23 protein-coding genes are annotated in these 24,520 nt (G+C 73.3%); 9 read left to right on the top strand and 14 right to left on the bottom strand.

Features of this window, described 5'->3' with window-relative positions; translation table 11 throughout:
• Positions 1-142: 142 nt before the first annotated feature.
• Positions 143-1,114, top strand: a complete 972-nt coding sequence (locus tag ACZ59A_RS18650; protein WP_470959964.1) for a LysR family transcriptional regulator — start codon at positions 143-145, stop codon at positions 1,112-1,114.
• A 40-nt stretch (positions 1,115-1,154) separates the two neighbouring features.
• Here ACZ59A_RS18650 and ACZ59A_RS18645 read toward each other — a convergent pair whose 3' ends face one another.
• Together ACZ59A_RS18645 and ACZ59A_RS18640 are read right to left on the bottom strand one after the other, a co-directional pair.
• Positions 1,155-1,514 (bottom strand): GntR family transcriptional regulator, encoded by a 360-nt coding sequence (locus ACZ59A_RS18645; RefSeq protein ID WP_468047737.1) that lies wholly within the window; start codon positions 1,512-1,514, stop codon positions 1,155-1,157.
• Positions 1,515-1,516: 2 nt separating this feature from the next.
• Positions 1,517-2,488 (bottom strand): hypothetical protein, encoded by a 972-nt coding sequence (locus tag ACZ59A_RS18640; RefSeq protein ID WP_470959962.1) that lies wholly within the window; start codon positions 2,486-2,488, stop codon positions 1,517-1,519.
• Positions 2,489-2,599: 111 nt separating this feature from the next.
• On the opposite strand from ACZ59A_RS18640, the gene ACZ59A_RS18635 reads away from it, so the two are divergent.
• Complete coding sequence (locus tag ACZ59A_RS18635) at positions 2,600-4,129, top strand: helix-turn-helix domain-containing protein (protein ID WP_470959960.1); 1,530 nt, start codon at positions 2,600-2,602, stop codon at positions 4,127-4,129.
• 79 nt (positions 4,130-4,208) lie between these two features.
• Here the strand turns inward: ACZ59A_RS18635 and ACZ59A_RS18630 are convergent, their stop codons facing one another.
• From ACZ59A_RS18630 to ACZ59A_RS18615, 4 genes are read right to left on the bottom strand one after another with little or no spacing between them, the layout of a single operon-like run.
• Positions 4,209-5,309 carry a serine hydrolase domain-containing protein gene (locus ACZ59A_RS18630; protein ID WP_470959958.1) on the bottom strand — a complete coding sequence of 367 codons (1,101 nt, stop codon included), beginning with the start codon at positions 5,307-5,309 and terminating at the stop codon, positions 4,209-4,211.
• 3 nt (positions 5,310-5,312) lie between these two features.
• Positions 5,313-5,828, bottom strand: a complete 516-nt coding sequence (locus tag ACZ59A_RS18625) for an ArsR/SmtB family transcription factor (RefSeq protein WP_470959956.1) — start codon at positions 5,826-5,828, stop codon at positions 5,313-5,315.
• Between the two features lie 48 nt (positions 5,829-5,876).
• Complete coding sequence (locus ACZ59A_RS18620; RefSeq protein ID WP_468047747.1) at positions 5,877-6,281, bottom strand: RidA family protein; 405 nt, start codon at positions 6,279-6,281, stop codon at positions 5,877-5,879.
• Entirely contained in the window at positions 6,278-7,402 is a 1,125-nt protein-coding gene (locus tag ACZ59A_RS18615) for an acyl-CoA dehydrogenase family protein (RefSeq protein WP_470959954.1), read from the bottom strand. The genes ACZ59A_RS18620 and ACZ59A_RS18615 overlap by 4 nt, the downstream gene beginning before the upstream one ends.
• A gap of 128 nt (positions 7,403-7,530) precedes the next feature.
• Between ACZ59A_RS18615 and ACZ59A_RS18610 the strand changes: the two genes are divergently transcribed.
• The 6 genes from ACZ59A_RS18610 to ACZ59A_RS18585 all read left to right on the top strand — a co-directional run bounded on the left by ACZ59A_RS18610 (position 7,531) and on the right by ACZ59A_RS18585 (position 12,659).
• A complete protein-coding gene (locus ACZ59A_RS18610; protein ID WP_470959952.1) occupies positions 7,531-9,162 on the top strand; it encodes an AMP-binding protein in 1,632 nt (543 codons plus the stop codon).
• 18 nt (positions 9,163-9,180) lie between these two features.
• The gene (locus ACZ59A_RS18605; protein ID WP_470959950.1) at positions 9,181-10,023 is read left to right on the top strand and encodes a PaaX family transcriptional regulator; all 843 of its coding nucleotides are present in this window, start codon (positions 9,181-9,183) and stop codon (positions 10,021-10,023) included.
• Between the two features lie 40 nt (positions 10,024-10,063).
• Complete coding sequence (locus ACZ59A_RS18600) at positions 10,064-10,315, top strand: hypothetical protein (protein ID WP_470959948.1); 252 nt, start codon at positions 10,064-10,066, stop codon at positions 10,313-10,315.
• 199 nt (positions 10,316-10,514) lie between these two features.
• Positions 10,515-11,729, top strand: coding sequence for a cytochrome P450 (locus tag ACZ59A_RS18595; RefSeq protein WP_470959946.1), 1,215 nt, complete (start codon positions 10,515-10,517; stop codon positions 11,727-11,729).
• A 20-nt stretch (positions 11,730-11,749) separates the two neighbouring features.
• On the top strand, positions 11,750-11,944 hold the full coding sequence (locus ACZ59A_RS18590) for a ferredoxin (protein ID WP_470959944.1): 195 nt from the start codon (positions 11,750-11,752) through the stop codon (positions 11,942-11,944).
• Positions 11,945-11,990: 46 nt separating this feature from the next.
• Positions 11,991-12,659: a TetR/AcrR family transcriptional regulator gene (locus ACZ59A_RS18585; RefSeq protein ID WP_470959942.1), complete on the top strand. Its 669-nt coding sequence runs from the start codon at positions 11,991-11,993 to the stop codon at positions 12,657-12,659.
• Positions 12,660-12,661: 2 nt separating this feature from the next.
• Here the strand turns inward: ACZ59A_RS18585 and ACZ59A_RS18580 are convergent, their stop codons facing one another.
• Entirely contained in the window at positions 12,662-14,953 is a 2,292-nt protein-coding gene (locus tag ACZ59A_RS18580; protein ID WP_470959940.1) for a bifunctional salicylyl-CoA 5-hydroxylase/oxidoreductase, read from the bottom strand.
• Entirely contained in the window at positions 14,950-15,777 is an 828-nt protein-coding gene (locus tag ACZ59A_RS18575; protein ID WP_470959938.1) for an enoyl-CoA hydratase family protein, read from the bottom strand. The genes ACZ59A_RS18580 and ACZ59A_RS18575 overlap by 4 nt, the downstream gene beginning before the upstream one ends.
• A gap of 256 nt (positions 15,778-16,033) precedes the next feature.
• Between ACZ59A_RS18575 and ACZ59A_RS18570 the strand changes: the two genes are divergently transcribed.
• Complete coding sequence (locus tag ACZ59A_RS18570) at positions 16,034-16,567, top strand: ATP-binding protein (protein WP_470959936.1); 534 nt, start codon at positions 16,034-16,036, stop codon at positions 16,565-16,567.
• A 9-nt stretch (positions 16,568-16,576) separates the two neighbouring features.
• Here ACZ59A_RS18570 and argF read toward each other — a convergent pair whose 3' ends face one another.
• From argF to ACZ59A_RS18540, 6 genes are all read right to left on the bottom strand, one after another.
• The gene (gene argF / locus ACZ59A_RS18565; protein WP_468047767.1) at positions 16,577-17,578 is read right to left on the bottom strand and encodes an ornithine carbamoyltransferase; all 1,002 of its coding nucleotides are present in this window, start codon (positions 17,576-17,578) and stop codon (positions 16,577-16,579) included.
• Between the two features lie 151 nt (positions 17,579-17,729).
• Complete coding sequence (locus ACZ59A_RS18560; protein ID WP_470959933.1) at positions 17,730-18,959, bottom strand: arginine deiminase; 1,230 nt, start codon at positions 18,957-18,959, stop codon at positions 17,730-17,732.
• Positions 18,960-19,053: 94 nt separating this feature from the next.
• Positions 19,054-19,860, bottom strand: coding sequence for a hypothetical protein (locus ACZ59A_RS18555; RefSeq protein WP_470959931.1), 807 nt, complete (start codon positions 19,858-19,860; stop codon positions 19,054-19,056).
• A gap of 14 nt (positions 19,861-19,874) precedes the next feature.
• A complete protein-coding gene (locus ACZ59A_RS18550) occupies positions 19,875-21,926 on the bottom strand; it encodes a hypothetical protein (RefSeq protein WP_470959929.1) in 2,052 nt (683 codons plus the stop codon).
• Between the two features lie 246 nt (positions 21,927-22,172).
• Positions 22,173-22,892, bottom strand: a complete 720-nt coding sequence (locus ACZ59A_RS18545; protein ID WP_470959927.1) for a Crp/Fnr family transcriptional regulator — start codon at positions 22,890-22,892, stop codon at positions 22,173-22,175.
• Positions 22,893-22,975: 83 nt separating this feature from the next.
• Positions 22,976-24,499 carry an MFS transporter gene (locus ACZ59A_RS18540; protein WP_470959925.1) on the bottom strand — a complete coding sequence of 508 codons (1,524 nt, stop codon included), beginning with the start codon at positions 24,497-24,499 and terminating at the stop codon, positions 22,976-22,978.
• Positions 24,500-24,520 lie beyond the last annotated feature (21 nt).

Below are 24,520 nucleotides of genomic sequence, written 5' to 3'. Positions count from 1 at the left end.
ACTCTAATACATGGGCCTCGCGGCGGTCAGGTCAGCCCTGCCACCGGGGCACCGTCATGCCGTGACGATTCGGACATCACGGTGCCCGTCGTGATGTCCGGACCTCGCGAACCGGCCCTGCCGAGCCGCGATACTTGTCCCCATGGATCCGCATCTGCTCCGCACCTTCGTCTCCGTGGCCCACTGCGGCTCCTTCACCGACGCCGCCCACCAGCTCGGTTCCACGCAGTCGGCCGTCTCCCAGCAGATCGCGACCCTCGAAGCCGATCTGCGCACCCCGCTGCTGACCCGGCGGCCGGTGACGCTCACCACTGCCGGGGCGCGGCTGCTGGAGCACGCGGGTCCGCTGCTGCGGCGGCTGGAGGCGGCCCGGGCGGACGTCGAGCGGCTGGCCGGACCCGCCGCCGCGGGACTGGTCCTCGGCGCCGCACCGCTGGCCATGACGCTTAACGTCGCGGCGGCCCTGGACGAGACGCGCCGCGCCTGCCCGGACGCGGGCACCGCCGTACGGATCCTCGGCCGCCGGGAGATCCCGGCGGCCGTCGCGGCCGGGGCGCTGGACCTGGGGCTACTCGACGGCCCGGCCGCCCCCGGCGACCCGCTTCCGCTGCCCGCCGCCGGACCGCTGCCTGCTGGCGGGACGCAAACCGATGGCGGGCCGCAGGCCGATGGCGGGACGCAGGCCGATGGCGGGACGCTCACCACGGTCGCGGTCGCGGAGACACCGCTGGTCGTGGTCCTGCCGCACGGCCACCCGCTGGCCCGGCGGCTCGGCCTGCGGCTGACCGACCTCGCCGACGCCCGCTGGCTGGACGCCCCGGACGTCGCGGTGCCGCTCGGCGCCCTGCGCGCCGCGAGCGGCACCGGCGGCTTCCGCGCCTCGCTGACGTACGCGGGGACGGACGTACGCGCCCTCCTCGCCCTGGCCGCGGCCGGACACGGCCTGGCGCTGCTCCCGCACACGGCCGCCGAGGATGCCCCCGGCATCGCCTCGATCCCGCTGACCGCACCCCGCCTGGTCCACCGCACCGAACTCCTCCACGGCCCCGCCGTGGACGGCCCGGCCCGCACGCTGGCGGCGGTGCTGACGGGAGACGGTCACCGGTACGGGTAGGACACCGCCGCACACCCTTGACGCGCCCGCCGCCAACGGCTCAGTCGCCCGCCAGCCGGGCGCGCACCAGGGACAGGACCTCCTCGTCCGACAGGCCGAGCGCCCGGGCCTCCTCCACCAGATGCTGGACGCCCTCCAAGAGCCGCGCCCGGGCGGTGGGCTGTTCGCCGGTGACCACGGCGCCGCGGCCGCGGCGCAGGTCGATCAGGTCCTCCTCGCGGAGGCGCTGGTACCCGCGGAGCACCGTGTGGACGTTGACGCCGAGGGAGTCGGCCAGGGTGCGGGCGGCGGGCAGGCGCTCGCCGGGGCGGAGGGTGCCGTCGGCGATGGCACCGCGGACAGAGGCGGCGATCTGGTCCCCCAGGGGGACCGGCGAGCCGAGGTCGACACGGAAGAGCATGGTCAGCCCCGCGCTCCGGTCGCGGCCGGGCCGCGCTCGACCAGGGTATTGAGCAGGGCGGCCGCGGTGGCGGCGTCGTCCACCGTCACCACGAACTCCTTGCCGGTGACCAGCCGCAGGAACAGCGCGTCGCCCGAGCGCAGCACCAGGGCCCTGCGCCCCGGCTGGATGCGGTAGCCCCAGCCGCCCAGGCCGAGGGCCCGGGCCTCACGGCTGGTCGCCTTCGCGATCCGCTCCAGCGGTATCCGCAGCCGCGGGCGCGGGGCGAACCACGGCGCGATGAAGAGGCCGCGCCGGTCGACGGTGACCCGGCAGCGGGACAGCGCCGCGGAAATCAGTCCGACGACGATCAGCGCCGCTTGCGCCCTCGCGTCCGTGGTCAGGATGAGCACCACGCCCAGCAGGGTGGTGCCCGCTCCCACGACGGCCAGCACCGGCGATCCGACGCTGCGCGTCCAGACGGCGGCCTCGCCCTCGGCGAGCGGCAACCGGGGTGATCCGGCCGCCGCGTCGGGCTCGTCGTCGGGGGCGGCGCCCCGGCCCGCCAGCAGCCACGCCGCCCAGCCGACGGCCCCGGCGGCGGCGAAGGACACGGCCAGGTGCCACAGGGAGAAGGTCACGTCGGCGGCGCGGGCGGCCGAGGCGTTGGCGCTCAGCAGCGCGACGAAGTCGTAGCCGAGCATCGCGGCCGTCCCGTACGCCAGGGCGACCAGCATCCGCTGGGCGCTGAGCGGCATCGGCGCGCGGTGCGCGACGACGCCCACGACGAGGCCGAACAGCAGCAGAAGGGTGGTCGCCACCGGGAGGAAGGCACCCAGACCGGTGAATCCGTCGGCCTGCCCGCCGGAGCCGATATGCGTGGCCATCGGATCCGGCAGCCGGTCCCGCAGCACGAGGAAGGCGGCCAGAACCGCAGCCCAGGCCAGCACAAAGGGCAGAGCGACGACGACCGCGCGCCGCCAGGGACGGTTCACATCAACCTCCATTGTTCGCGTACTACTAGAACAATACCCGAGTGGACAGCCCGTACACCTCCCCTCACTGCGGTCGCGTGCGCATCTCATATCTGAGATAGCCTCTACTTCATGACTGACGACTACCTCTCCCGCATCGGCAAGCTCATCCGTGACGCCCGACAGCACCGTGGCTGGACCCAGTCACAGCTCGCGGAAGCGCTCGGCACCAGCCAGAGTGCCGTCAATCGCATTGAGCGCGGGAATCAGAACATCAGCCTTGAGATGATCGCCCGTATCGGTGAGGCGCTGGACAGCGAAATCGTCTCCCTCGGTTACGCGGGCCCGATGCATCTGCGCGTGGTCGGCGGCCGTCGGCTGTCCGGCGCCATCGACGTGAAGACGAGCAAGAACGCGTGCGTGGCGCTGCTGTGCGCCACCCTGCTCAACGCGGGCCGCACCACGCTGCGGAGGGTCGCCAGGATCGAGGAGGTCTACCGCATCCTCGAGGTGCTGGGCAGCATCGGCGTCCGCGCCCGCTGGATCAACGACGGGAACGACCTGGAGATCGTGCCGCCCGCCGAGCTGGACCTCGGCTCCATGGACACCGAGGCCGCCCGCCGCACGCGCAGCGTCATCATGTTCCTCGGTCCGCTCCTGCACCGGATGGACCGCTTCCGGATCCCCTACGCGGGCGGCTGCGACCTCGGCACCCGCACCGTGCAGCCGCACATGACCGCGCTGCGCCCCTTCGGCCTCGAAGTGACCGCCACCGACGGCATGTACCACGCCCGTGTGGACCGCTCGGTCTCCCCCGGCCGCGCGATCGTACTGACCGAGCGCGGCGACACCGTCACCGAGAACGCGCTGCTCGCGGCCGCCCGGCACGACGGCGTCACGGTGATCCGCAACGCCTCCTCCAACTACATGGTCCAGGATCTGTGCTTCTTCCTGGAGGAGTTGGGCGTCAAGGTCGAGGGCGTGGGCACCACGACGCTGACCGTCCACGGCGTCACCCATATCGACCGCGACGTCGACTACGCGCCCTCCGAGGACCCGGTGGAGGCGATGAGCCTGCTCGCCGCCGCCGTCGTCACCGAGTCGGAGCTGACGATCCGCCGGGTGCCGGTCGAGTTCCTGGAGATCGAGCTGGCCGTCCTGGAGGAGATGGGACTCGACCACGAGCGCAGCGCGGAGTACGCGGCGGACAACGGCCGCACCCGGCTGATCGATCTGACGGTCCGGCCGTCCAAGCTCCAGGCGCCCATCGACAAGATCCACCCGATGCCGTTCCCCGGCGTCAACATCGACAACGTGCCCTTCTTCGCCGCCATCGCGGCCGCCGCCCAGGGCTCGACGCTGATCCACGACTGGGTCTACGACAACCGCGCCATCTATCTGACGGAGCTGAACCGCCTCGGCGCCCACGTCAAACTCCTCGACCCGCACCGGGTCCTGGTCGAGGGCCCCACCCGCTGGCGCTCCTCCGAGATGATGTGCCCGCCCGCCCTGCGCCCCGCCGTGGTCGTCCTCCTGGCGATGATGGCCGCGCCCGGCACCTCGGTCCTGCGCAACGTGTACGTGATCAACCGGGGTTACGAGGACCTGGCCGAGCGGCTGAACTCGATCGGCGCGCAGATCGAGACGTTCCGCGACATCTGAGCCGAGCCGGACGGGGGGCGCAGCGGCACCGCGCGCCCCCCGCCTCAGGACTCAGGGCTCAGGACTCAGTGCTCAAGACTCAGGCCGCGGCGTCGAGGTCGTCGAGCAGGCCGGTGGTGAGCGGGTCGACCGGCAGGGTCTCGGTGCTGAAGGTGTTCGTCATCATCACCACCGCCGTTCCGCTCTTCCGCCGGAACGCCGCACAGGTGGTGAAGCCGCCGGTGCCGCCGTTGTGCCAGGTCATGGTGCGGCCGCTGGGCATCGGGCTGAGGTGCCAGGCGAGGCCGACCCGCAGGTCGCGGCCGGCGGTGAAGCGGGGGCGCTGGGTCAGTTCGATGGCGGCCCGCAACGGGGAGCGCTCGGGGTGGAGTTGGGCGGCCAGGTACCGCAGCATGTCGTCGGCCGTGCTGTACATGGAGGAGCCCGCGGCGCTGAGCACGTGGTCGTGCCAGTCGGGCACCGGCTTGCCCTCGTAGTGGCCCACGGCCTTGCGGAGCAGCATGTCAGGGCGCAGGGTCGTCGTGGTGTCGGTCAGCCGCAGCGGCGCGGCCACCCGGTGCCGCAGCATCTCGTCCACGCGGTCGAAGGCCAGGGCCTGGCCGAGGAGTCCGAAGCCGAGGTTGGAGTAGGCGTACGTGCTGCCCGGCTCGGTGGCCAGGGTGGTCTTGCCGAGCCCGGTGGCCAGGTCGTCCAGCGTGTAGTGCGCGTACGGGTCGTACGGGTCCGCGCCGTCGAGGAGGCCCTCCGGCAGCCGGGGCAGGCCGGAGGAGTGGGTCGCGAGGTCGGCGAGGGTGATGCGGCGGGGGCCCTTGCGGGGGATGGGGAAGCGGGCGGGCAGGGTGAGCGGTGCGTCGAGGCGGGTCTCGCCCGCGGTGACGGCGCGGGCGAGGGCGGTGGCGGTGAGCGTCTTGCCGATCGAGCCGAGCTGGAAGACGGTCCGGCCGTTCGGCGTCCGCTTCCCCTTTGCGGCCGCGCCCGCCACGTACGTCCGGCCGCCCCGGATGACGCCGCACACCGCGCTCGGCGCCCCGGCGGCCAGCAACTGGTCCAGGGCGTGCCGCACCTGTGCGGGCAGGGTGTCGTCGGCCGCGGCGGCGGTGCCGGTGCCGGTGCCGGTGCCGGTGAGCAGGGAGGCTCCCGTCGCCGCGGTCGCCATGGTCAGGAACTTACGTCGGTTCATGCGTCATTCCCCCGTTGTCGGATTGCCTGGTGGCACCACCGCGGACAGCAGCACGAGCAGCGGTACGACCCGGCCCGCGGGCACCTGGTAGTGGCCGCGGCCCTCGGCCTGGAGCCAGCCGGTCGCCGTGAGCTGCTTGAGGTGGTGGTAGAGCTGGCCGGTGGTGTTCAGCCCGGCGGTCTCCTGGAGTTCGGCCGCGGAGCGGGTGCCGCCCAGCACGGCGCGCAGCAGGGTGAGCCGCACCGGGTGGCCCAGCGCGGCGTAGGGCGCGGCGTGTTCGGACCAGTCGGCGTCCAGCAGCCCGTCGGTCGTGGCGCCCTGCTGCCATTCGTAGTGCTTGCCGGTGGGCAGCTCGACCGCACCGGTGAACAGCACCTGCCCGTGTCCCGCGCTCCGTCGGCGCAGCCCCTCCAGGGCCCAGAACACCTCGTTGCGCGGGGTGTCGGGCGCCGCGGACTCCAGTCGCGCCACTCGTTCTTCGAGCGCGGCGACGCGTTCGGGCAGGGACTCGTCGGCCATGGCCCGGAGATTACGTTATTCCGGAATAACGGAGCAAGCCCCGAAGTCTTACGGCAGCACCGCGATGCCGTCCAGTTCGACCAGCGCCTCCTCGTCCCACAGCCGGACGACGCCGATGACCGCCATCGCCGGATAGTCGCGACCGGCCATCTCCCGCCAGATCCGGCCGAGTTCGGGGGCGCACTCGCGGTAGGCGGGGACGTCGGTGGCGTAGACGGTCAGCCGGGCGATGTCGGCGGGGCTGCCACCGGCGGACCCCAGGGCGGTGAGCAGATTGGTGAGCGCCCGGCGGAACTGGGCGGGAAGGGTGTCCCCGACGACCTTGCCGTCCTGGTCCAGCGCCGTCTGACCGGCCAGGAAGACCAGTTGCCCGCCGGTTGCGGTGACGGCGTGGCTGAATCCGGTGGGCGGGGACAGTTCGGCGGGGTTGATCCGCTGCAGGGGTTCGGTCATCGGTACAGCTCCTTCGCGATGATCGTGCGCTGGACCTCGGTGGCGCCCTCGTAGATCCGGGGCGCGCGTACCTCACGGTAGAGGTGTTCCAGCGGATGGCCACGGCGCAGGGCGCGGGCGCCGTGGATCTGGACGGCCGCGTCCACGACGTACTGCGCGGTCTCGGTGGCCAGCAGCTTGGCCATGGCCGAGCTGCGGGCGATGCCGGGTTCGCCGTCGTCGTACGCCGCGGCCGCCGCGTACACCAGCAGCCGGGCGGCCTGGGTGCGGGTGGCCATCTCGGCGAGCTGATGCGAGACGGACTGGAGGTCCTTGAGCGGCCCGCCGAAGGCGGTACGGCTTCCGGCGTGCGCCAGCGAGGCGTCCAGCGCCGCCTGCGCCATGCCGACGGCGAACGCGCCCACGCTCGGCCGCAGCAGGTTGAGGGTGCGCATGGCGACGCGGAAGCCCGCGTCGGGCACGCCCAGCACGTCGTCGGCGGTGACCGGGACCCCGTCGAAGACGAGGCGGCCGATGGGGTGCGGGCTGAGCATCTCCAGGGGTTCGCCGCCGAGTCCGGGGCGGTCGGCGGGTACCAGGAAGGCGGTGACGCCGCGTGAGCCCGCGCCCGGGGTGGTGCGGGCGAAGACGGTGGTGACGTCGGCCTCGGGCGCGTTGGAGATCCAGCACTTCTCGCCGGTCAGCCGCCAGCCCCCGGCCCCGTCCGGGTCGGCCCGCAGAGTGAGCGCGGCCGCGTCCGACCCGGCGTCCGGCTCGCTCAGCGCGAAGGCGGTGACGGTGCGGCCCGCGCGGATTCCGGGCATCCAGCGCTCGTACAGCTTCTCGCCGCCGGACAGCACGATCGGGTACCCGCCGAGCCCCTGGAGGGCGAGCGCGGTCTCGGCCTCGGTGCACTCCATGGCCAGCGACTCGCGCAGCAGGCACAGATCGAGCGCCCGGACCGGCCCGTCCTCCGGGAACAGCCGCTCCAGCAGGCCCAGTTCGCCCAAGCAGGCGGTCAACGGCCGGTTGATCCGCCCCGGCGTACCGGCGTCCGCGAGCGGGCGCAGCCGGTCGCGGGCCAGCGTGCGCAGCCGCGCGCACCAGCGCCGCTGCTCCGGATCCAGTGCGAATGACGGCATCGGGGCCCCTCCCTCGACACAACCCTTATCGCGGCATATTGACTGTCGTCACCATCACGTTACGCTGACAATGCGGCTTCAGACAGCCATCCGGCAGGCACATCGGGCAGGCAGGGGGCGCATCCTCGATGGAGCTCAGGCCGTCGGCACACGTCGACACCTTCGCCCGTGACCATCTCCCGCCCGCCGACCAGTGGCCCGGGCTCCTCCTCGACCTGCCGGGGCCCCGCCGCCCCGACCGGCTCAACTGCGGGGCGGAGCTGCTGGACCGGACCATGGAGCGCTACGGCCCGGAGCGGACCGCCGTGCGCGACGGCTCCGGCGCGGTGTGGACGTACGCCGAATTGCGCGCGCACGTCGACCGCATCGCGCACACCCTCACCACCACGCTCGGCGTCGTCCCCGGCAACCGGGTGCTGCTGCGCGGCCCCACCTCCCCCTGGCTGGCCGCCTGCTGGCTCGCCGTCATGAAGGCGGGCGCGGTCGCGGTGACCGTCCTGGCCGCCCAGCGCTCCCGCGAACTGGCCACGATCTGCGACATCGCCCGGGTCGGGCACGCGCTGTGCGACGCGCGGTGCGCGGAGGATTTACTCAAGGCCGGGGTGCCGGGGCTGCGCACCCTCACCTACGGCGGTGACGCGCCCGACGACCTGCTGCGGCTCGCGGCCCGCGCGCCCGCGTCGTACGAGGCCGTGCCGACCTCCGCCGACGACGTCGCCCTCATCGCCTTCACCTCGGGAACCACCGGTCGGCCCAAGGGGTGCATGCACTTCCACCGCGATGTGCTCGCCATCGCCGACACCTTCTCGGCCCAGGTGCTGCGGCCCGCCCCCGACGACGTGTTCGCGGGCAGCCCGCCGCTCGGCTTCACCTTCGGTCTCGGCGGTCTCGTCGTCTTCCCGCTGCGCGCCGGGGCGTCGGCGCTGCTGACCGACCGGGGCGGGCCGGAGCGGCTGCTCGGCGACATCGCACGGCACCGGGTGTCCGTGCTGTTCACCGCCCCGACCGCCTACCGGGCGATGCTGAACCGGCTGCGCACCGACCCCGGGGCGTACGACGTCTCCTCGCTGCGCCGCTGCGTCTCCGCCGGGGAGAACCTGCCCGCCGCCACCTGGCACGACTGGCACGAGACCACCGGGCTGCGCATCATCAACGGCATCGGCGCCACCGAACTGCTGCACATCTTCCTGTCCGCCGCCGACGACGCGATCCGCCCGGGCACCACGGGCGTTCCGGTGCCCGGCTTCGAGGCCCGGGTGGTCGACGCCGACCTGCGCCCCGTCCCCGACGGCGAACCGGGCCTGCTCGCCGTGCGCGGCCCGACCGGCTGCCGCTATCTGGCGGACGAGCGCCAGCGCGGCTACGTACGCGACGGCTGGAACCTCACCGGCGACACCTACATCCGCGACCCGGACGGCTACTTCCGCTATGTGGCCCGCGCCGACGACATGATCATCTCGTCCGGGTACAACATCGCGGGCCCCGAGGTCGAGGACGCCCTGCTGCGCCACCCCGATGTGGTCGAGGCCGCGGTCACCGGAGCGCCGGACGCGGAGCGCGGCACGATCGTCGTCGCCCATGTGGTGCTGCGCGCGGGCGTCCCGCGCACCGAGGAGACCGTGGCCGCCCTGAAGACCCACACCACCGCCGAGCTCACCCCCTACAAGTGCCCGCGCCGCTTCGTCTTCCTCGACGAACTCCCCCGCACCGCCACCGGCAAGCTCCAGCGCTACCGTCTCCGCGACGGCGCTCTGCAGTGACCGCCTTACAGTGACCTCGTGAACGGCCAGCACACCCCGCGCTCCCTCATCGTCACCCACTACGGCGCCCACGGGCGCGGCACCCCCGGCCGCCCGGCCGGGCCGGTGCCCGTCGCCGCCCTCATCCGGCTGCTGGGCGCGGTCGGCGTCGACCCGCCCTCGGTGCGCTCCGCCGTCTCCCGGCTCAAGCGGCGCGGCCTGCTGGTCGCCGACCGCACCGCCACCGGCGCAGCCGGGTACGCCCTGTCCGCCGACGCCCGCCAGCTCCTCGACGACGGCGACCACCGCATCTACCCCCGCCCCGCACCCGCACCCGACCGGTGGCTGCTCGCCGTCTTCTCCGTCCCCGAACAGGAGCGCAACAAGCGCCATCTGCTCCGCTCCCGCCTGGCCCGCCTCGGCTTCGGTACCGCCGCCCCCGGCGTCTGGATCGCCCCGGACCGCCTGTACGACGAGACCCGCCACACCCTGCAGCGCCTCGGCCTCGCCTCCTACGTCGACCTCTTCCGGGGCGACCACGCGGGCTTCACCCCCACCGCCGAGGCGGTCCGCCGCTGGTGGGACCTGGACGAACTGGCCGCCCTCCACCACGACTTCCTCACCGCCCACGCCCCCGTCCTCGCCCACTGGACGCACCACATCCCCACCCCCGAAGCGGCCTACCGCGACTACCTCCTGGCCCTCGACTCCTGGCGCCACCTCCCCTACGCCGACCCCGGCCTCCCCCCATCGCTCCTCCCCGCCGACTGGCCCGGCGCCCGCTCCGCCGAGGTCTTCACGGCGCTGCACGAGCGGTTGCGCGACGCGGCCGCGGACTACGCGGAGGCCGCCCTGCACGGGGCGGCGGTGAGACCGGCCTGATGGCACTCGCAGCCCTGGGGTTCGCCCTCATGCCGTGGTTATGGCCCTCGCCGCCACCGTCCCCTTCCGCCAGACCCGAACCGGCCTGCTCTGGGCCCTCCTCCACCTGTCCGCCACCGGTGCCCTCCTGCTGTGGCTACGCGCTCACGCGGGCGGGGAGACGGCAGCTCTGGCGAAGCTCCTCGCCCCGCCGCTGCTCGCCGGCGGCGCGAGGCTCGCGTACGAGATCCACCACCACCTCACCATCGTCCTCTTCATCCTTCTCGGCGGCCTCTTCGTGCTCGGGCTGTGACCGTCCCGGCGCGGCGGACCTGCTCAACGCCGTGGTCCTGGTCACCGCCCTCTCCTGCCTCAACTCCGGTCTCCACACCGCCTCGCGCATGCTGGGCTCGACACGGGTCGAATGTCGGCCACCCATCCTAAACCCGTTGATTTAATAAGACGGTCGCCTTACGGTGCTCGGAGGTCCCCGACACCGGAGGAGTCCCCCCATGACCGAGACCGTTCCCGACTACCCGTTCGAGCAGCCCAATGTGCTGGAGCCCCCGCGGGAGTGGGCCGAGACGCGGGCCGCGTGTCCTGTGGCGCACGTGCGGATGCCCAGTGGGGATGTCGTCGGCCTGCTGACCGGGTACGAGGAGGTCCGCGGGCTGCTGACCGATCAGCGGTTCAGCCGCAACCTCGACCGGGAGGGCGCGGCGCGCATGTCGACCACCGAGGACGGCGGCATGTTCAGCCGGCCGTCGCAGGGGCAGGTGGACAACAAGGAGGGGCCGGGGCACCGGCGTTGGCGGCGGCTGATCAGCCGCGCGTTCACGGTGAAGAAGATGGAGGCGTGGCGGCCGCGCGTGCAGGAGATGGCCGACGGGCTGGTGGACGGCATGGTGGCCAAGGGGTCGCCCGCGGATCTGCGCGCGGCGCTGGCGCTTCCGCTGCCGGTACGGGTCATCTGCGCGCTGCTGGGCGCGCCGAGCGAGGACCAGGACAAGTTCGCGCGCTGGTCGGAGGTGCTGCTGACGCTGACCCGCTACACCCAGGCCGAAGTGGACGAGGCTCAGCGGGACTTCCACGCCTACGCGTCGGATCTGGTCGAGCGCAAGCGGGCGGAGCCGGGCGACGACCTGCTCAGTGAGCTGACGCAGATCTCCGACAGCGAGGACGGGCGGCTCAGCCACGACGAGCTGATCTCCACCGCGGTCGGCCTCCTGCTGGCGGGGCACGAGACCACCTCCAACATGATCCTGAAGATGACGGCGATGCTGCTGTCGGAGCGGGAGCGCTACGAAGCGGTGGTCGCCGATCCCGGGCTGGTACCGGGTGTGGTGGAGGAGGCCCTGCGGATGGACGCCAACGGCGGGGTGGGCATCCCCCGGTTCATCACCGAGGACACGGAGGTCGGTGGGGAGCCGGTGGACGCCGGGAGCACGCTGTTCGTCAATCTGCACGCCGCCAACCGGGACGAGCGCAAGTTCCCCGAACCCGACCGGTTCGATCCGCGCCGCGAGAACAGCGCCCAGCACCTCGCCTTCGGCGCGGGACCGCACTTCTGCGTCGGCCAGACCCTCGCCCGCGTGGAACTCCAGGTGGTTCTGGAGACGTTCGTCAGGCGGCTGCCCGAGCTGCGGCTGCGGGACGCTCCGGAGTCGCTCCGCATCCGCGAGGGAGTCGCCGCGGGCGGTTTCGAGGACATGTGGGTCACCTGGTGACGGACGGCGAGGAAGGTAGCATGAAGATCACTGCTGACGAGGGAGTCTGCTGCGGCAGCGGGATGTGCGTGGCCAGGGCCGACCAGGTCTTCGACCAGCGGGAGGAGGACGGGATCGTGGTCGTACTGGACGACGCTCCGCCGCCGGAGTTCCACGAAGCCGTCCGTGAGGCCGCCGCGGTGTGCCCGACCGGGGCCATCAGCGTGACGGAATGACACCCTCCAACAGAAGTACCTCCAACAGAACGACCTCTTCAGCGGCATGACGCTTCCCGGCCCGGCCGCCCCGCCGTCCGCGCGCTCGGCGCTCGCGCGGGACAAACTGATGCGCACCGCCGAGCGGCTCTACGCCGAGCGCGGCTTCGCGGGCGTATCGGTGCGGCAGATCAGCGAGGCGGCCGGGCAGCGCAACAACTCGGCGGTGCAGTACCACTTCGAGAGCCGTGACGGGCTGATCAGGACGATCCTGTCGCACCACACCGCCCTCGTGGAGAAGCACCGCATCGCCATGGTGGAGGCGCTGCGCGGGCAGGGCGCGGTGTCCCTGGAGGACCACTACCGCTGCCTCATCGTGCCGACGGTCCGGACGCACATCGAGGCGGGCACCCCCACGTGGTACGCGCGCTTCTTCGCCCAGACCGTGGTCGAGCCCGCGCTGCGCGACCACGTCCTGCGGGAACACCTCGACACCCCGTCCCTCCGCCTCCTGCACGAGATCGGCGCCGTGCGCCGGGACGACATCCGCCCCGACCTGCTGGCCCGGCACGACGCCATGGTGCGCCAGCTCTCGGTGCACGCCTTCGCCGAGCTGGAGTACGACCTGACCAACGGCCGCGTCGACCCGGCCAGGGCGGAGGAGTCGTGGCACGTCCTGGGCGAGGACCTGGTCACGGCACTGTGCGGGCTCACCACCGCCCTGCTGGGCTTGTAGCGCTACAGCGCGAGGCGCGGCTTGGGGGCGTCGGTGCGGCCGGTGGGCGGTGTGCGGCTGCCCGCCCGGTACGGGAGGGGCCAGGGCGCGGCGGGGCCGGTGTAGTTCTGGTCGGCGGCGGCGTGCAGGGTCCAGTGGGGGTCGTAGAGGTGGGGGCGGGCGAGGGCGCAGAGGTCGGCGCGGCCCGCCAGGATCAGGGAGTTGGCGTCGTCCCAGGAGGAGATGGCGCCGACCGCGATGACGGGGACGCCGAGTTCGTTGCGGATGCGGTCGGCGTAGGGGGTCTGGTAGGAGCGGCCGTAGTCGGGGGCCTCGTCGGGGACGACCTGGCCGGTGGAGACGTCGATGGCGTCGGCGCCATGGGCGGTGAAGGCGGCCGCGATGGCGACGGCGTCGTCGGCCGTGGTGCCGCCGTCGGCCCAGTCGGTGGCGGAGATGCGGACCGTCATGGGGCGGTCGTCGGGCCAGACGGCGCGGAGGGCGTCGAAGACCTCCAGCGGGTAGCGGAGGCGGGCGTCGAGGGAGCCCCCGTAGGCGTCGGTGCGGTGGTTGGTGAGCGGGGAGAGGAAGCTGGAGAGCAGATAGCCGTGGGCGCAGTGGAGTTCGAGGAGGTCGAACCCCGCGCGGGCGGCGCGTTCGGCGGCGCGGACGAACTGGTCGCGGACTGCGGCGAGGCCGGTGGCGTCGAGGGCCCGCGGGGTCTGGTTGACGCCGGGTCGGTACGGGAGGGGCGAGGGCGCGACGAGCGGCCAGTTGCCGTGCGGGAGCGGGGTGTCGATGCCCTCCCACATGAGCCGGGTGGAGCCCTTGCGCCCGCTGTGGCCGAGCTGGACGCCGACGGCCACGCCCGGGGAGTGGGTGTGGGCGAAGTCGGTGACGCGGCGCCAGGCGGTTTCGTGGGCGTCGGCGTAGAGGCCGGTGCAGCCGGGGGTGATACGGCCCTCCGGGCTGACGCAGACCATTTCCGTCATCACCAGCCCGGCCCCGCCGAGCGCCCGGCCGCCGAGGTGGACGAGGTGGAAGTCGCCGGGGGTTCCGTCCTGGGCGGCGGAGTACATGTCCATGGGGGACACGACGACGCGGTTGCGCAAGGTGAGATCGCGGAGGCGGAACGGGGTGAACATGGGCGGCGTCGCGGCGGGGACGGCGGCCTCGCGCTCCACCGTCTCCACGAATTCCGTGTCGCGCAGCCGCAGGTTGTCGTGGGTGACCCGGCGGCTGCGGGTGAGGAGGTTGAAGGCGAACTGCCGGGGCGGCTGGTCCAGATACAGCTCCAGATTCTCGAACCACTCCAGGCTGGCGCGAGCCGCGCGCTGGGTGGATTCGACCACCGGGCGGCGTTCGGCCTCGTACGCGGCGAGCGCGTCGGGGAGTGCGGAGTGTTCTTCGAGGACGGCGGCCAGCGCGAGGGCGTCCTCGACGGCGAGTTTGGTGCCGGAGCCGATGGAGAAGTGGGCGGTGTGCGCGGCGTCGCCGATGAGGACCGTATTGCCGTGTGACCAGCGCTCGTTGACCACCGTACGGAAGGCGGTCCACTGGGAGCGGTTGCCGCGCAGGGGGTGGCCGCCGAGGGCGTCGGTGAAGAGCTTGGCGCAGCGCTCGGTGGACTCGCGCTCGCCGCACCGGTCGAGTCCGGCGCGTCGCCACACCTCTTCCCGCGTCTCGATGATGACGGTGCTGGCGTCCGGCTCGTAGGGATAGCCGTGGAGCTGCATGACGCCGTGCTCGGTCTCGGCGATCTCGAAGCGGAAGGCGTCCAGGGCGATGTCGGCGGCGAGCCAGATGTAGCGGCAGCGGTGCGTGGTGACGCGGGGGCGGAACGCGTCGGCATAGGTCTGACGGATGGCGCTGCCCGCCCCGTCGGCCGCGACGACCAGGTCGTACGTACGGGACAGCTGCTCGGCGGGCGGCGCCTGGGTGCGGGTACGCAGCCGTACGCCGAGGGCCCGGCAGCGCTCGTGGAGGATCCGCAGCAGCCGACGGCGGCCGACGGCGGCGAAGCCGTGGCCGCCGGAGGTGAGCACATGGCCGCGGTGGGCCACGTCGATGTCGTCCCAGCGGACGAACGCGTCGCGGAGGGCGGTGTAGACGACCGGGTCGGCGTGTTCGATGCCGCCGAGGGTCTCGTCGGAGAGGACGACACCGAAGCCGAAGGTCTCGTCGGGGGTGCCCCGCTCCCAGACGGTGATCTCGCGCCGCGGGTCGAGGCGGGCGAGCAGCGCCGCCGCGTAGAGGCCGCCGGGGCCGCCGCCGACGATGGCGATACGGAGGGGGCGGCCGGGGCCCGTGGTCATCGCCCCTGCCACAGGGGGGCGCGGCGGGCGGTGAACGCGGCGTGGAACTCGGCGTAGTCCGCACCGGTCATCAGCAGCGCCTGGGTCGACGCGTCCATCTCGATCGCGGCGGACAGCGGCATGTCGAGTTCGGCGGTGAGCAGCGCCTTGGTCTGGGCGAGGGCGAGGGAGGGCCCGTCGGCCAGCCTCCGGGCGAGCGCCGCCGCCTCGGCCCCGGCCTGCCCCTCGTCGGCCAGCACGCTGATCAGGCCGATGCGCTCGGCCTCGGGGGCGCGGACCGGTTCGCCGAGCATCAGCAGCCGGGTGGCGTGGCCGAGCCCCACCACGCGGGGCAGCAGATAGGCGGCGCCCATGTCGCCGCCGGAGAGCCCGACCTTGGTGAAGAGGAAGGAGAAGCGGGCGGACGGGTCGGCGACCCGGAAGTCGGCGGCCAGGGCGAGGACGGCGCCCGCGCCCGCCGCGGCGCCGTGCACGGCGGCCACCACGGGGAAGGGGCACTCCCTTAAGCCGCGGACCACCTGCCCGGTCATCCGGTTGAAGTCGAGCAGCTGGCGGGTGTCCATGGCGAGGGTGGCGCCGATGATCTCGTCGACGTCGCCGCCGGAGCAGAAGCCGCGGCCCTCGCCGCCGAGCACGAGGGCCCGTACGGAGCCGTCGCGGGCCAGCTCGGCGAGGAGGTCGCGCAGATCGGCGTAGGCGCCGAAGGTGAGCGCGTTGAGCCTCTCGGGGCGGGCGAGGGTGACGGTGGCGACGCCCTTGTCGAGGGTGAGGCGGAGGTGCTGCCAGTCCTCGGTGCGGGGCGCGGAACCGGTGAATGGACTCATGGGGGCCATGGCCTCCTTCAGCCGGACGGCTGGGTCTGCCTGGTGCCTGCCGGGATGATGCCTGCCGGGGTGCCTGCCCTTCGAAGTTATCACCGCTGTGTGACTGTCGTCACGAGTGCGCGATAGAGCGAGACCATGATCGGTGAGGACATAAGTCCTCCCAAGAGTGGTCCATGGCCCCTTCCGGCACTATCGTCCGCTTCATACCGTCAAGGGCTGCGGTATACCGCTCCACGCCGACCGACTGGACCTGTACGTGCCCGAACCCCTTCACGCCGCCACCTGGCGCTTCGCACTGCCGCACACCACAGCCGCCGTGCCGCTGGCCCGTGCGCTGATCCGCAACACGCTGGCGGACATCGGCGCGCCCGTGGACGGCGACACGGCGGAGCTGCTGACGGCCGAGCTGGTGGCCAACGCGGTGCAGCACACGGCCGGGGACGAGCCGATAGAGCTGGTGGTGGAGCTGGTGCCGACCGGCGGCTGGCAGGTGGAGGTGCACGACATGGACCCCACCCCGCCCGGCGGGTTCAGCGGCCCGGACGGCCAGGGCCCGGGCCGTGCGCGGGAAGGCGTACGGGACGGCGCGCGCGAAGATGTACGCGACGGCGCGCGCGAATCCGACGGGCCCGGCCGCCCCGAGGGCCCCAAGAGACCCGACACCCTCGCCGAACGGGGACGCGGCATGCTGCTCATCCGGGCCCTCAGCGCGGACACCGGCTACCGCCCCACCCCCTACGGCAAGGCGGTCTGGTTCACCCTTCCCCCGGCGGAAGCCGCGGAGGGGTGACAGCCGCGGCTACCGGCCGAGCGTCGCGACCAGCACCGCCTTGATGGTGTGCATCCGGTTCTCCGCCTCGTCGAAGACGACCGAGTGCTCCGACTCGAAGACCTCCTCGGTGACCTCCAGCTCGGTCAGCCCGTGCCGCTCGTAGATCTCCCGGCCCACATCGGTGCCCAGGTCGTGGAAGGCCGGGAGGCAGTGCATGAACTTCACGGCGTCGTTGCCGGTGGCGCGCAGCACGTCCATCGTCACCGCGTACGGCCCCAGCAGCGCTATCCGCTCGTCCCACACCTCCTTCGGCTCACCCATCGAGACCCAGACGTCGGTGGCGATGAAGTCCGCGCCGCGCACGCCCTCGGAGACGTCCTCGGTGAGCGTGATCCGGGCGCCGGACGCCGCGGCCATCTGACGCGCCAGCTCCACGATGGTGTTGTCCGGCCACAGCAGCTTGGGCGCGACGATCCGGACGTCCATGCCCAGCAGGGCGCCGGTGACGAGGTAGGAGTTGCCCATGTTGTACCGGGCGTCGCCGAGGTAGGCGTAAGCGATCCGGTCCAGCGGCTTGTCGCTGTGCTCGGCCATGGTGAGGACGTCGGCGAGCATCTGGGTGGGGTGCCACTCGTCGGTGAGGCCGTTGTAGACCGGCACTCCGGCGTGCGTGGCCAGCGCCTCGACCACGCCCTGACCGTGCCCGCGGTACTCGATCGCGTCGTACATCCGGCCGAGCACCCGCGCCGTGTCCTTGACCGACTCCTTATGGCCGATCTGCGAGCCGGTCGGGTCGAGGTACGTGGTCGAGCCGCCCTGGTCGGCGGCGGCGACCTCGAAGGCGCAGCGGGTGCGGGTGGAGGTCTTCTCGAAGATCAGGGCGATGTTCCTGCCCTGGAGCCGACGCGTCTCGGTGCCCGCGCGCTTGGCCGCCTTCAGCTCGGCCGACAGGTCGACCAGGTGCCGGAACTCCTCCGCGGTGAAGTCCAGCTCCTTGAGGAAGTGGCGGCCGGTGAGGTCAATCGCCATGGGGTGGGCTCCTAGATCGCGGCGGTCGAGCGGGTCGAGCGGTCGGACAATTTATGGAAGTGTATACGAGCCACTGTATATATATGGAGGCGCCCGGGTAACCCCGCCGTGACGACTCCGCGGCTACGGCTCCGTGGCCATGACTCCCTGGCTACGACTCCACCGCGTCCCGCTCGACCGGGCAGCTCATGCAGCGCGGCCCACCCCGGCCGCGGCCCAGCTCGCTGCCCGGGATGTCGATGACCTCGATGCCGCGCTTGCGCAGGAACGTATTGGTCGTCGCGTTCCGCTCGTAGGCGACCACCACGCCCGGCTCGACCGCGAGCACATTGCAGCCGTCGTCCCACTGCTCGCGCTCCGCCGCGTGCACGTCCTGGGTGGCGGTGAGCACCCGGATGGCGTCCAGGCCGAGGGCCGCGGCTATGGCCCGGTGCATGTGCTCCGGCGGATGGTCGGTGACCTTCAGCTCCCGGCTGCCCGCGCCCGGCTCGATGGTGTACGAGCGGAGCATCCCGAGCCCCGCGTACTGGGTGAAGGTGTCCCCGTCGACCATCGTCATCACCGTGTCGAGGTGCATGAAGGCGCGCCCCTTGGGCATGTCGAGCGCCACGATCGTACGGGCGGAACCGGCCTCGAAGAGCCGGTGCGCCAGCATCTCCACCGCCTGCGGAGTGGTCCGCTCGCTCATGCCGATCAGCACCGCGCCCCTGCCGATCACCAGCACGTCCCCGCCCTCGATGGTCGAGGGGTAGGCGGCCTGGCCCTCCGACCAGACGTGGAAGTCGTCGTTCGCGAACAGCGGGTGGTGGCGGTAGACGGCCTCGTAGTGCACCGTCTCGTGCCAGCGGGCGGGCCAGCGCATCGCGTTGATGGCCACCCCGTCGTACACCCAGGCGGAGGCGTCCCGGGTGAAGAGGTGGTTGGGGAGCGGGTTCACCAGGAAGTCGTCCGGCTCCATGGCGTGGAAGCGGATGGAGACCGGCTCCGCGAACCGCGCCAGATACTCGCGCTTCGTCATGCCGCCGATCAGCGCCTCGGCCAGCTCCGGTGCGGTCAGCTCGTCGAAGGCCGCGCGCAGCGGGTCGGTGGCCAGCGGGCCGTACTCCTTCTCGTCGAAGACCCGGTCCAGCACCAGGGACCGCGCCTCGGCGAGGGCCAGGCTCTCGGCCAGCAGGTCACCGAAGAGATGGACCTCGACGCCCCGGTCGCGCAACACGTCCGCGAATCCGTCGTGCTCCTGGCGGGCCCGGCGCACCCAGAGGACGTCGTCGAAGAGGAGTGCGTCCCGGTTGGTGGGTGTGAGCCGCTTCAGCTCCAGGTCGGGACGGTGCAGAATGACGCGGCGCAGCCGCCCGGCCTCCGAATCCACATGGAATCCCATGATTCCATCTTCGCCGCTTCGGGCCCGCCGCGGATGTCCCGCGACACAAGTCGTGACCAAGGACCTCTGCCCGGGCCTCTGCCTGGGCCGTGGCCTAGGCGACGGCCAGGACGACGATCAGGACCAGGGCCACGGCCAGGAAGCCCAGCAGGGCCGAGACCCACAGCTGACCGGGCTGGAGGTCGATACGGCCGCCGTCCTCGGTGCCGCGGCGGCGGAGGGGCCGCCACCGTGCGGGCCACCTGGCGGAGCGGTCGGCGCCGCGGGCGACGGCCGCGGCCCGCTCCCGGCACTCCTCATGCTCCCGGCACTCCTCGGCCAGGCCGCCGAACAGCGCCTTCCAGCCCTTCTCCCCGAAGCCGGTGACCGGCCGGGTGGCGGCGATACGGCGCACCACCTCGCGCCCCGCGCCGTCGCCCGCCGCCCACAGCCCGGGCAGGACGCACGCCATCAGCTCGGGGACGGCGCCCCGGTCGGCGTACGGGCGCACCAGGCCCTCGTACAGCATCAGCGCGTTGCGCACCCGGAGGCGACCGCTCCCGCCCGGCTGATCGAGGTAGAGATGGGCAGCCAGCACCTTCTCGCAGACCGCGTCGGCGAGCCGCGGCCCGCGCTCGGGAGCGCGGCGCACCAGCTCGACGACGACGCGGGTGACCCGGTCGGCGGGCAGCCCGGCGTCGAGCGCGCTCAGCAGCAGCCCGTCGTCGGCCTCGCGCAGCGCCGCGGGGAGGGCGTCGCCGCCGTGGCGCAACGCCTCGCGCAGGGTCCGCATGGTGCGTACGGCGCTCACCGGCGCCCGGGGCGGGCCGCTCTCCGTGCCGTGTCCCCGCTCTGTGTTCTGGGTGTTCTGGGTGTTGTAGGTGTACTCCGCGTCCTGGGTGTACTCCGTGTCCTTCACCATCGACGTCCTTCTCCTCACAGCGCTTCCAGCACCTCCCGGATCCGGGTGGCCGCCCGTACGTCGAGCGGTTCGTCACCGTCGTGCGCCAGCCGGGGCAGGAAGCCGTACAACACCGCCAGCTGGCGGTCGTCGCGGGCGGCCCGCTGGATCCAGCCGACCAGCGCGTCTTCGGCCGCGGCCGCCGAGCGGGCCCAGGTCAGGGCGGCGCGCAGCAGTTCGGCGAGCCGCGGTGCGCTGCCCGGGCGGGCAGCCAGCAGCGCGGTGGCCAGCGGCCAGGCGGCGTACGGTTCCAGCTCCGGCACCTCGCACAGTCCCCACAGATGCGAGGTGCGAGTGGTGACGGCGCGCAGCACCGTCAGCAGCGCGAGGTCCCGGCGCGGCTGCCGGGTGTCGTGCAGCCAGTGGGTGAGCCCGGCGAGCGCGGCCTCCGGTTCCGTTCCGGCCAGCAGCCGCAGCACGCTGTACGAGGTGATCCGGCCGTCGTCCGCGTACGCCAGCCCGGCCAGCTCCTCCAGGGACGCCCGGACCGAGCCCGCGGCGAGGCCGTAGCCGTGGGCGAGGACCGCCGTCTCGCGCTCGCGTTCGTCGTCGCCGAGGGCCCAGCCGCGCAGCAGGCCGTCCACAGCGGGCCGTACGCCGTCGTCGCGGGACGCCTCGGCGAGTGCGGTGGCGGCCGCCATCCGCTGCACCGGGCTGTCGGCGCGGGCCAGCGGCAGCAGCAGTTCGACGAAGCCGTACAGATAGTCGCGGGCGCAGAGCACGCCCGCGGCGACCGCCGCGCGCACCCACACCTGGGGGCGCGGGTCGTCGCACAGGGCGCGCAGCCAGCGGGCCATCGGGCCGCGGACGTTGTGGTGGCCGTCCCATGCCTCGTACAGCACCGCGGACGCCAGCCGCCGCCCCTGGAACCGGACGGCGCGCACCGGGACCGACGCGTCGCCCAGGTCCTCCACGCCGTCGCAGCACACCGCGCGCGCCGCGGCGAGCCCGGCCCCGGGGCGGGCGGCGAACAGCGGGCGCCCGGGCGCGTACTGGGGGTCGAGCGTGACGGCCAGTTCCCAGGTCAGCAGCTCTGCGGCCTCGGCGGTGAGGCTGTGCGCGGAGCCGTCGAAGACGGCGAGCGCGATCCGCAGCGCCGCCGTACGCAGGGCGGGCAGCGCGGCGGGCAGGGTTCCGGCGCGGCCCGCGCCGTCGAACCACGCGCGGGCCTGGTCCGGGGCGAAGGCCCGGCAGCGCTCCCGCAGCCCTTCGTCGGACAACCGGCCCTCGGCGTGGGCGGCGAGGTGCCGGGCGAGCCGGGCGGCCTCCGCGGGACGCGGCTCGTCCAGTCCGAGGGCGTCGGCCACATCGGGGCGGGCGGCGGTGGCGCGGGCGAGGTCCAGCAGCTCGGCGGGCTTGTCGGCGAGCAGGTCGGACAGCCGGCGGTCCAGCACCTCGGCGGCGGCCGGGGGCTCGTACGGCACGGCGTGGCGGCGGGCGCTCAGCAGCCGGTCGGCGGCCGGACCGTCCGGGACCACGATGACGCCGAACGCCGCGTGCTCGGCGAAGTGGGCGCGCAGCCGGTCCAGGAGAGGCCCGGGGTCGGTTTCGTCGGCGGGCATTTCGAGGAGGTAGCCGTGGCCGCGCTCGGTCTGCCACTCGGCGGGGAGGGCGGCGGGGCCGAGCCGGACCACCTGGCCGCCCGCCGCTTCGTCTCCTTCCGTCGATTCGGCGAGGAGCGCGAGCCCCGTCCAGGCGCGGCCGGTGCCGGGTTCGCCGCACAGGGCGAGGAGATGGGTGCGCCGCAGCCGCTCCCGCATCCCGGCGTAGCCGGGGACGGGCCGGTAGACGCGGCGCAGCAGCGCCAGCTCCTCGCCGGCGACCGGCCCTTCGGGAAGCGGACGGTGCTCGTCCGCCTCGGGCGGACGCGGCGGGCAGCAGTCGGTGAGGCGCAGATGCGCGCGCGCCTCGCGGGCCGTGCGGGCGCCGCCCGCCTCCCCCGCGCCGTCCAGCGGGCCGCCCCTCGGGATGTCCAGCCGCCGCGGGCCCGGGTCCGCCGGGATGCCGATGCCGTCCGGTCCGTCCATCGCCCGCCGCCCTTCAGCCGTGGCCGTTTCGGGGGTGGCGTTTCTCGGAGGGGCCCGAAGCGGGCGGCGGAACCTCTCCCTCGATCCGCCCCGCCGCCCCTCTCCGGTGCCAGGCGCTGGGCCGTGTGCACCCCCGTCGCACACGGTCCCGTTCACCCGCGCCTCCACCAGAGTGGGCCGGGGACGGAGCGCGGGCTGTAGCCGTTTACACAGTCGCGCGCATTCGCGGGGCGTGCGCGCCCGCGCTCATTCGCAGGGGCGCGCCGGAATGTGCTCCCCGGTCGCGCGCCCCTCGGCCAACAGCCGCAGCAGCCCGATGTCCCGCACCTCGAAGCGGCGCGAGGCGGTCCGTACGACGCCCTGGTCGCGCAGCAGCCGCAACGCCTTGGCGACGGCCTCCCGGGTCGAGCCCACCGCGGCCGCGATGTCGTGCTGCGGCAACTGCAGATCGACGGCGATGGCCCCGCCGGGACCGGCGCGCCCGGTGCGTTCGGCGATCTCGACCAGCCGCGCGGCCAGCCGCTGGAGCACCTTTTCGGAGGCCAGGGAGCGCCGTTCGCCGTCGGAGCTGCGCAGCCGGGAGCTGAACTGACGCATGATCAGCACGGTGGCCACCGGCCGCGCCGCCAGATAGGCGCGGAACCGGTCACCGGAGACCACCACCGCCTCCATCCGGCCGAGCGCGGTGACGGTGGCACTGCGCGAGCCATGGTCCACCGCGGCCTGGTCCCCCACCACCTCGCCCGCACCGCGCAGCGCGAGGATCAGCCGCACCCCGCGTTCGGTCTCCACGGAGACGGTGGCCCAGCCGGAGACGATCGCGACGACGAAGGTGGTGCGGTCGTGCTCCCGCAGAACCACCTCGGAGGGGTCGTACGTCCGCGCGCTCCCGAGCGCGAGCAGGGCACGCCGGTCGTCGGCGGGAAGCGCGTGCAGAAAGGGCCGACCGTCCTCGAAGAGACTCATCCGCCCTCCCGCTTCACTGGTGGCTCGTCAGGTTGCGGAGAACCGATGGATGACGAGCACGCTAGGCAGGTGGCACGGGCACGTCAATGGGGCCGGACGGAACCGGTGTCCACGGGCGGACCTGCGGCGAAATCCGTTCGAACACCCCTGCAATCCCCCGTCCGCCCTTCGGAATGGGCGCCTCTGTCGGAGTCGGTGCCCCCGCGAAGGGCCGTCGCCGCGAGCACGGCGAGCCCCGCGGTCGCCGCGGCGAAGACCCAGCCCCCGCGCAACGCCCCCACATCCGGCCGGTCGACGCCGCCTGTGATCACGACCAGCGCCGCCACCCCCAGGGCCGAGCCGCCCTGCCGGGACATCATCAGCACGCCCGAGCCGAGGGACAGCTGACGAGCCGGAAGCAGTCCGGCGGCCGCGAACATGACCGGCTGATAGAGCCCCGCGCCGGTCCCGATGAGCACCAGCCCCGGCATGAACGCCACGGCGTAGCGCCCGCCGTCGCCACCGGCGAACAGCAGCCACCACACCGGCCCGGCAGCGAAGCACAGCGCGCCGAGCGCGGCGACGCGCCGCTCCCCCAGGGCCCGTACGAGCCGTCCCGACAGCACCGAGACCACCAGCACCGCCAGCGGCCAGGGCGTGATGGCCAGGCCCGCGCGAACCGTGGACCAGCCCCAGGCACCGGTGAACAGGAGGGTCGAGGCGAGCACCATGGCCGCGTAGGCGAGGAAGTAGCTGAACAGGCCGAGGGTGGCCGCGGTGAACGCGCGGGTCCGGAACAGCTCCGGGTCCACCACCGGGTCGGGGTGGCGGCGCATGTGCGCCACCGCCAGCCCGCCCATCGCCACGCCCCCCGCCAGAAAGCCGAGGGTGGCCGGTGCGCCGTAACCCCAGTCCGGGGCCTCGACACAAACGGTGGTCAGGGCGCCGGTGGCCAGGAGCACCAGCAGGGTGCCGAGCGGATCCAGGCGGCGGCGCTCGCCGTGCGCGCGGCCGGTACGCGGCAGCAGCCGCAGACCCGCCACCCAGGCGACCAGCACCACGGGCACGTTGATCAGGAAGATCCACCGCCAGTCGGAGGCGGCGAGCAGACCGCCCGCCACCGGCCCCGAACTGGCCGCGACCGCACTGACCGCCGTCCATACGCCGACCGCCGTGGGCCGTTCACGCGCGGGGAAGGCGGGCAGCGCCAGCGCCAGGGAGGTGGGCACCAGAACGGCCGCCGCCGCGCCCTGTACGACGCGTGCCCCGACGAGCGCGCCGAGCCCGGGTGCCGCCCCGCAGGCGACCGAGGCCAGCCCGAACAGCACCATGCCGGTCAGGAACGAGCGCCGCCCGCCGATCGCGTCGGCCAGCCGCCCGGCCGGGACCAGCAACGCCGCCAGCATGATGGTGTAGGCGTTGAGCACCCAGGACAGCTCGGCGGTGGTGGCCGAGCGGAAGTCCGCGCCGATCGCGGGGAAGGCGATGTTGACCGCGATCATGTCGAGCACGGCGAGGAATTGGGCCACCGACGCGATCGCGAGGATCAGCCAGCGCCGGGGGTCCGGGGATGTGGGCGGCGGAGTGGGCGCACCACTCCCCGGTGCCTTCGCGGAAGGAATCGTCATGTCCACCCAGCATCGGCGGTG

This window comes from Streptomyces sp. NPDC040405, from assembly GCF_055595765.1.
Note: the sequence above shows the minus strand (reverse complement) of the source record. Positions and strands in the feature narration are given on the sequence as shown.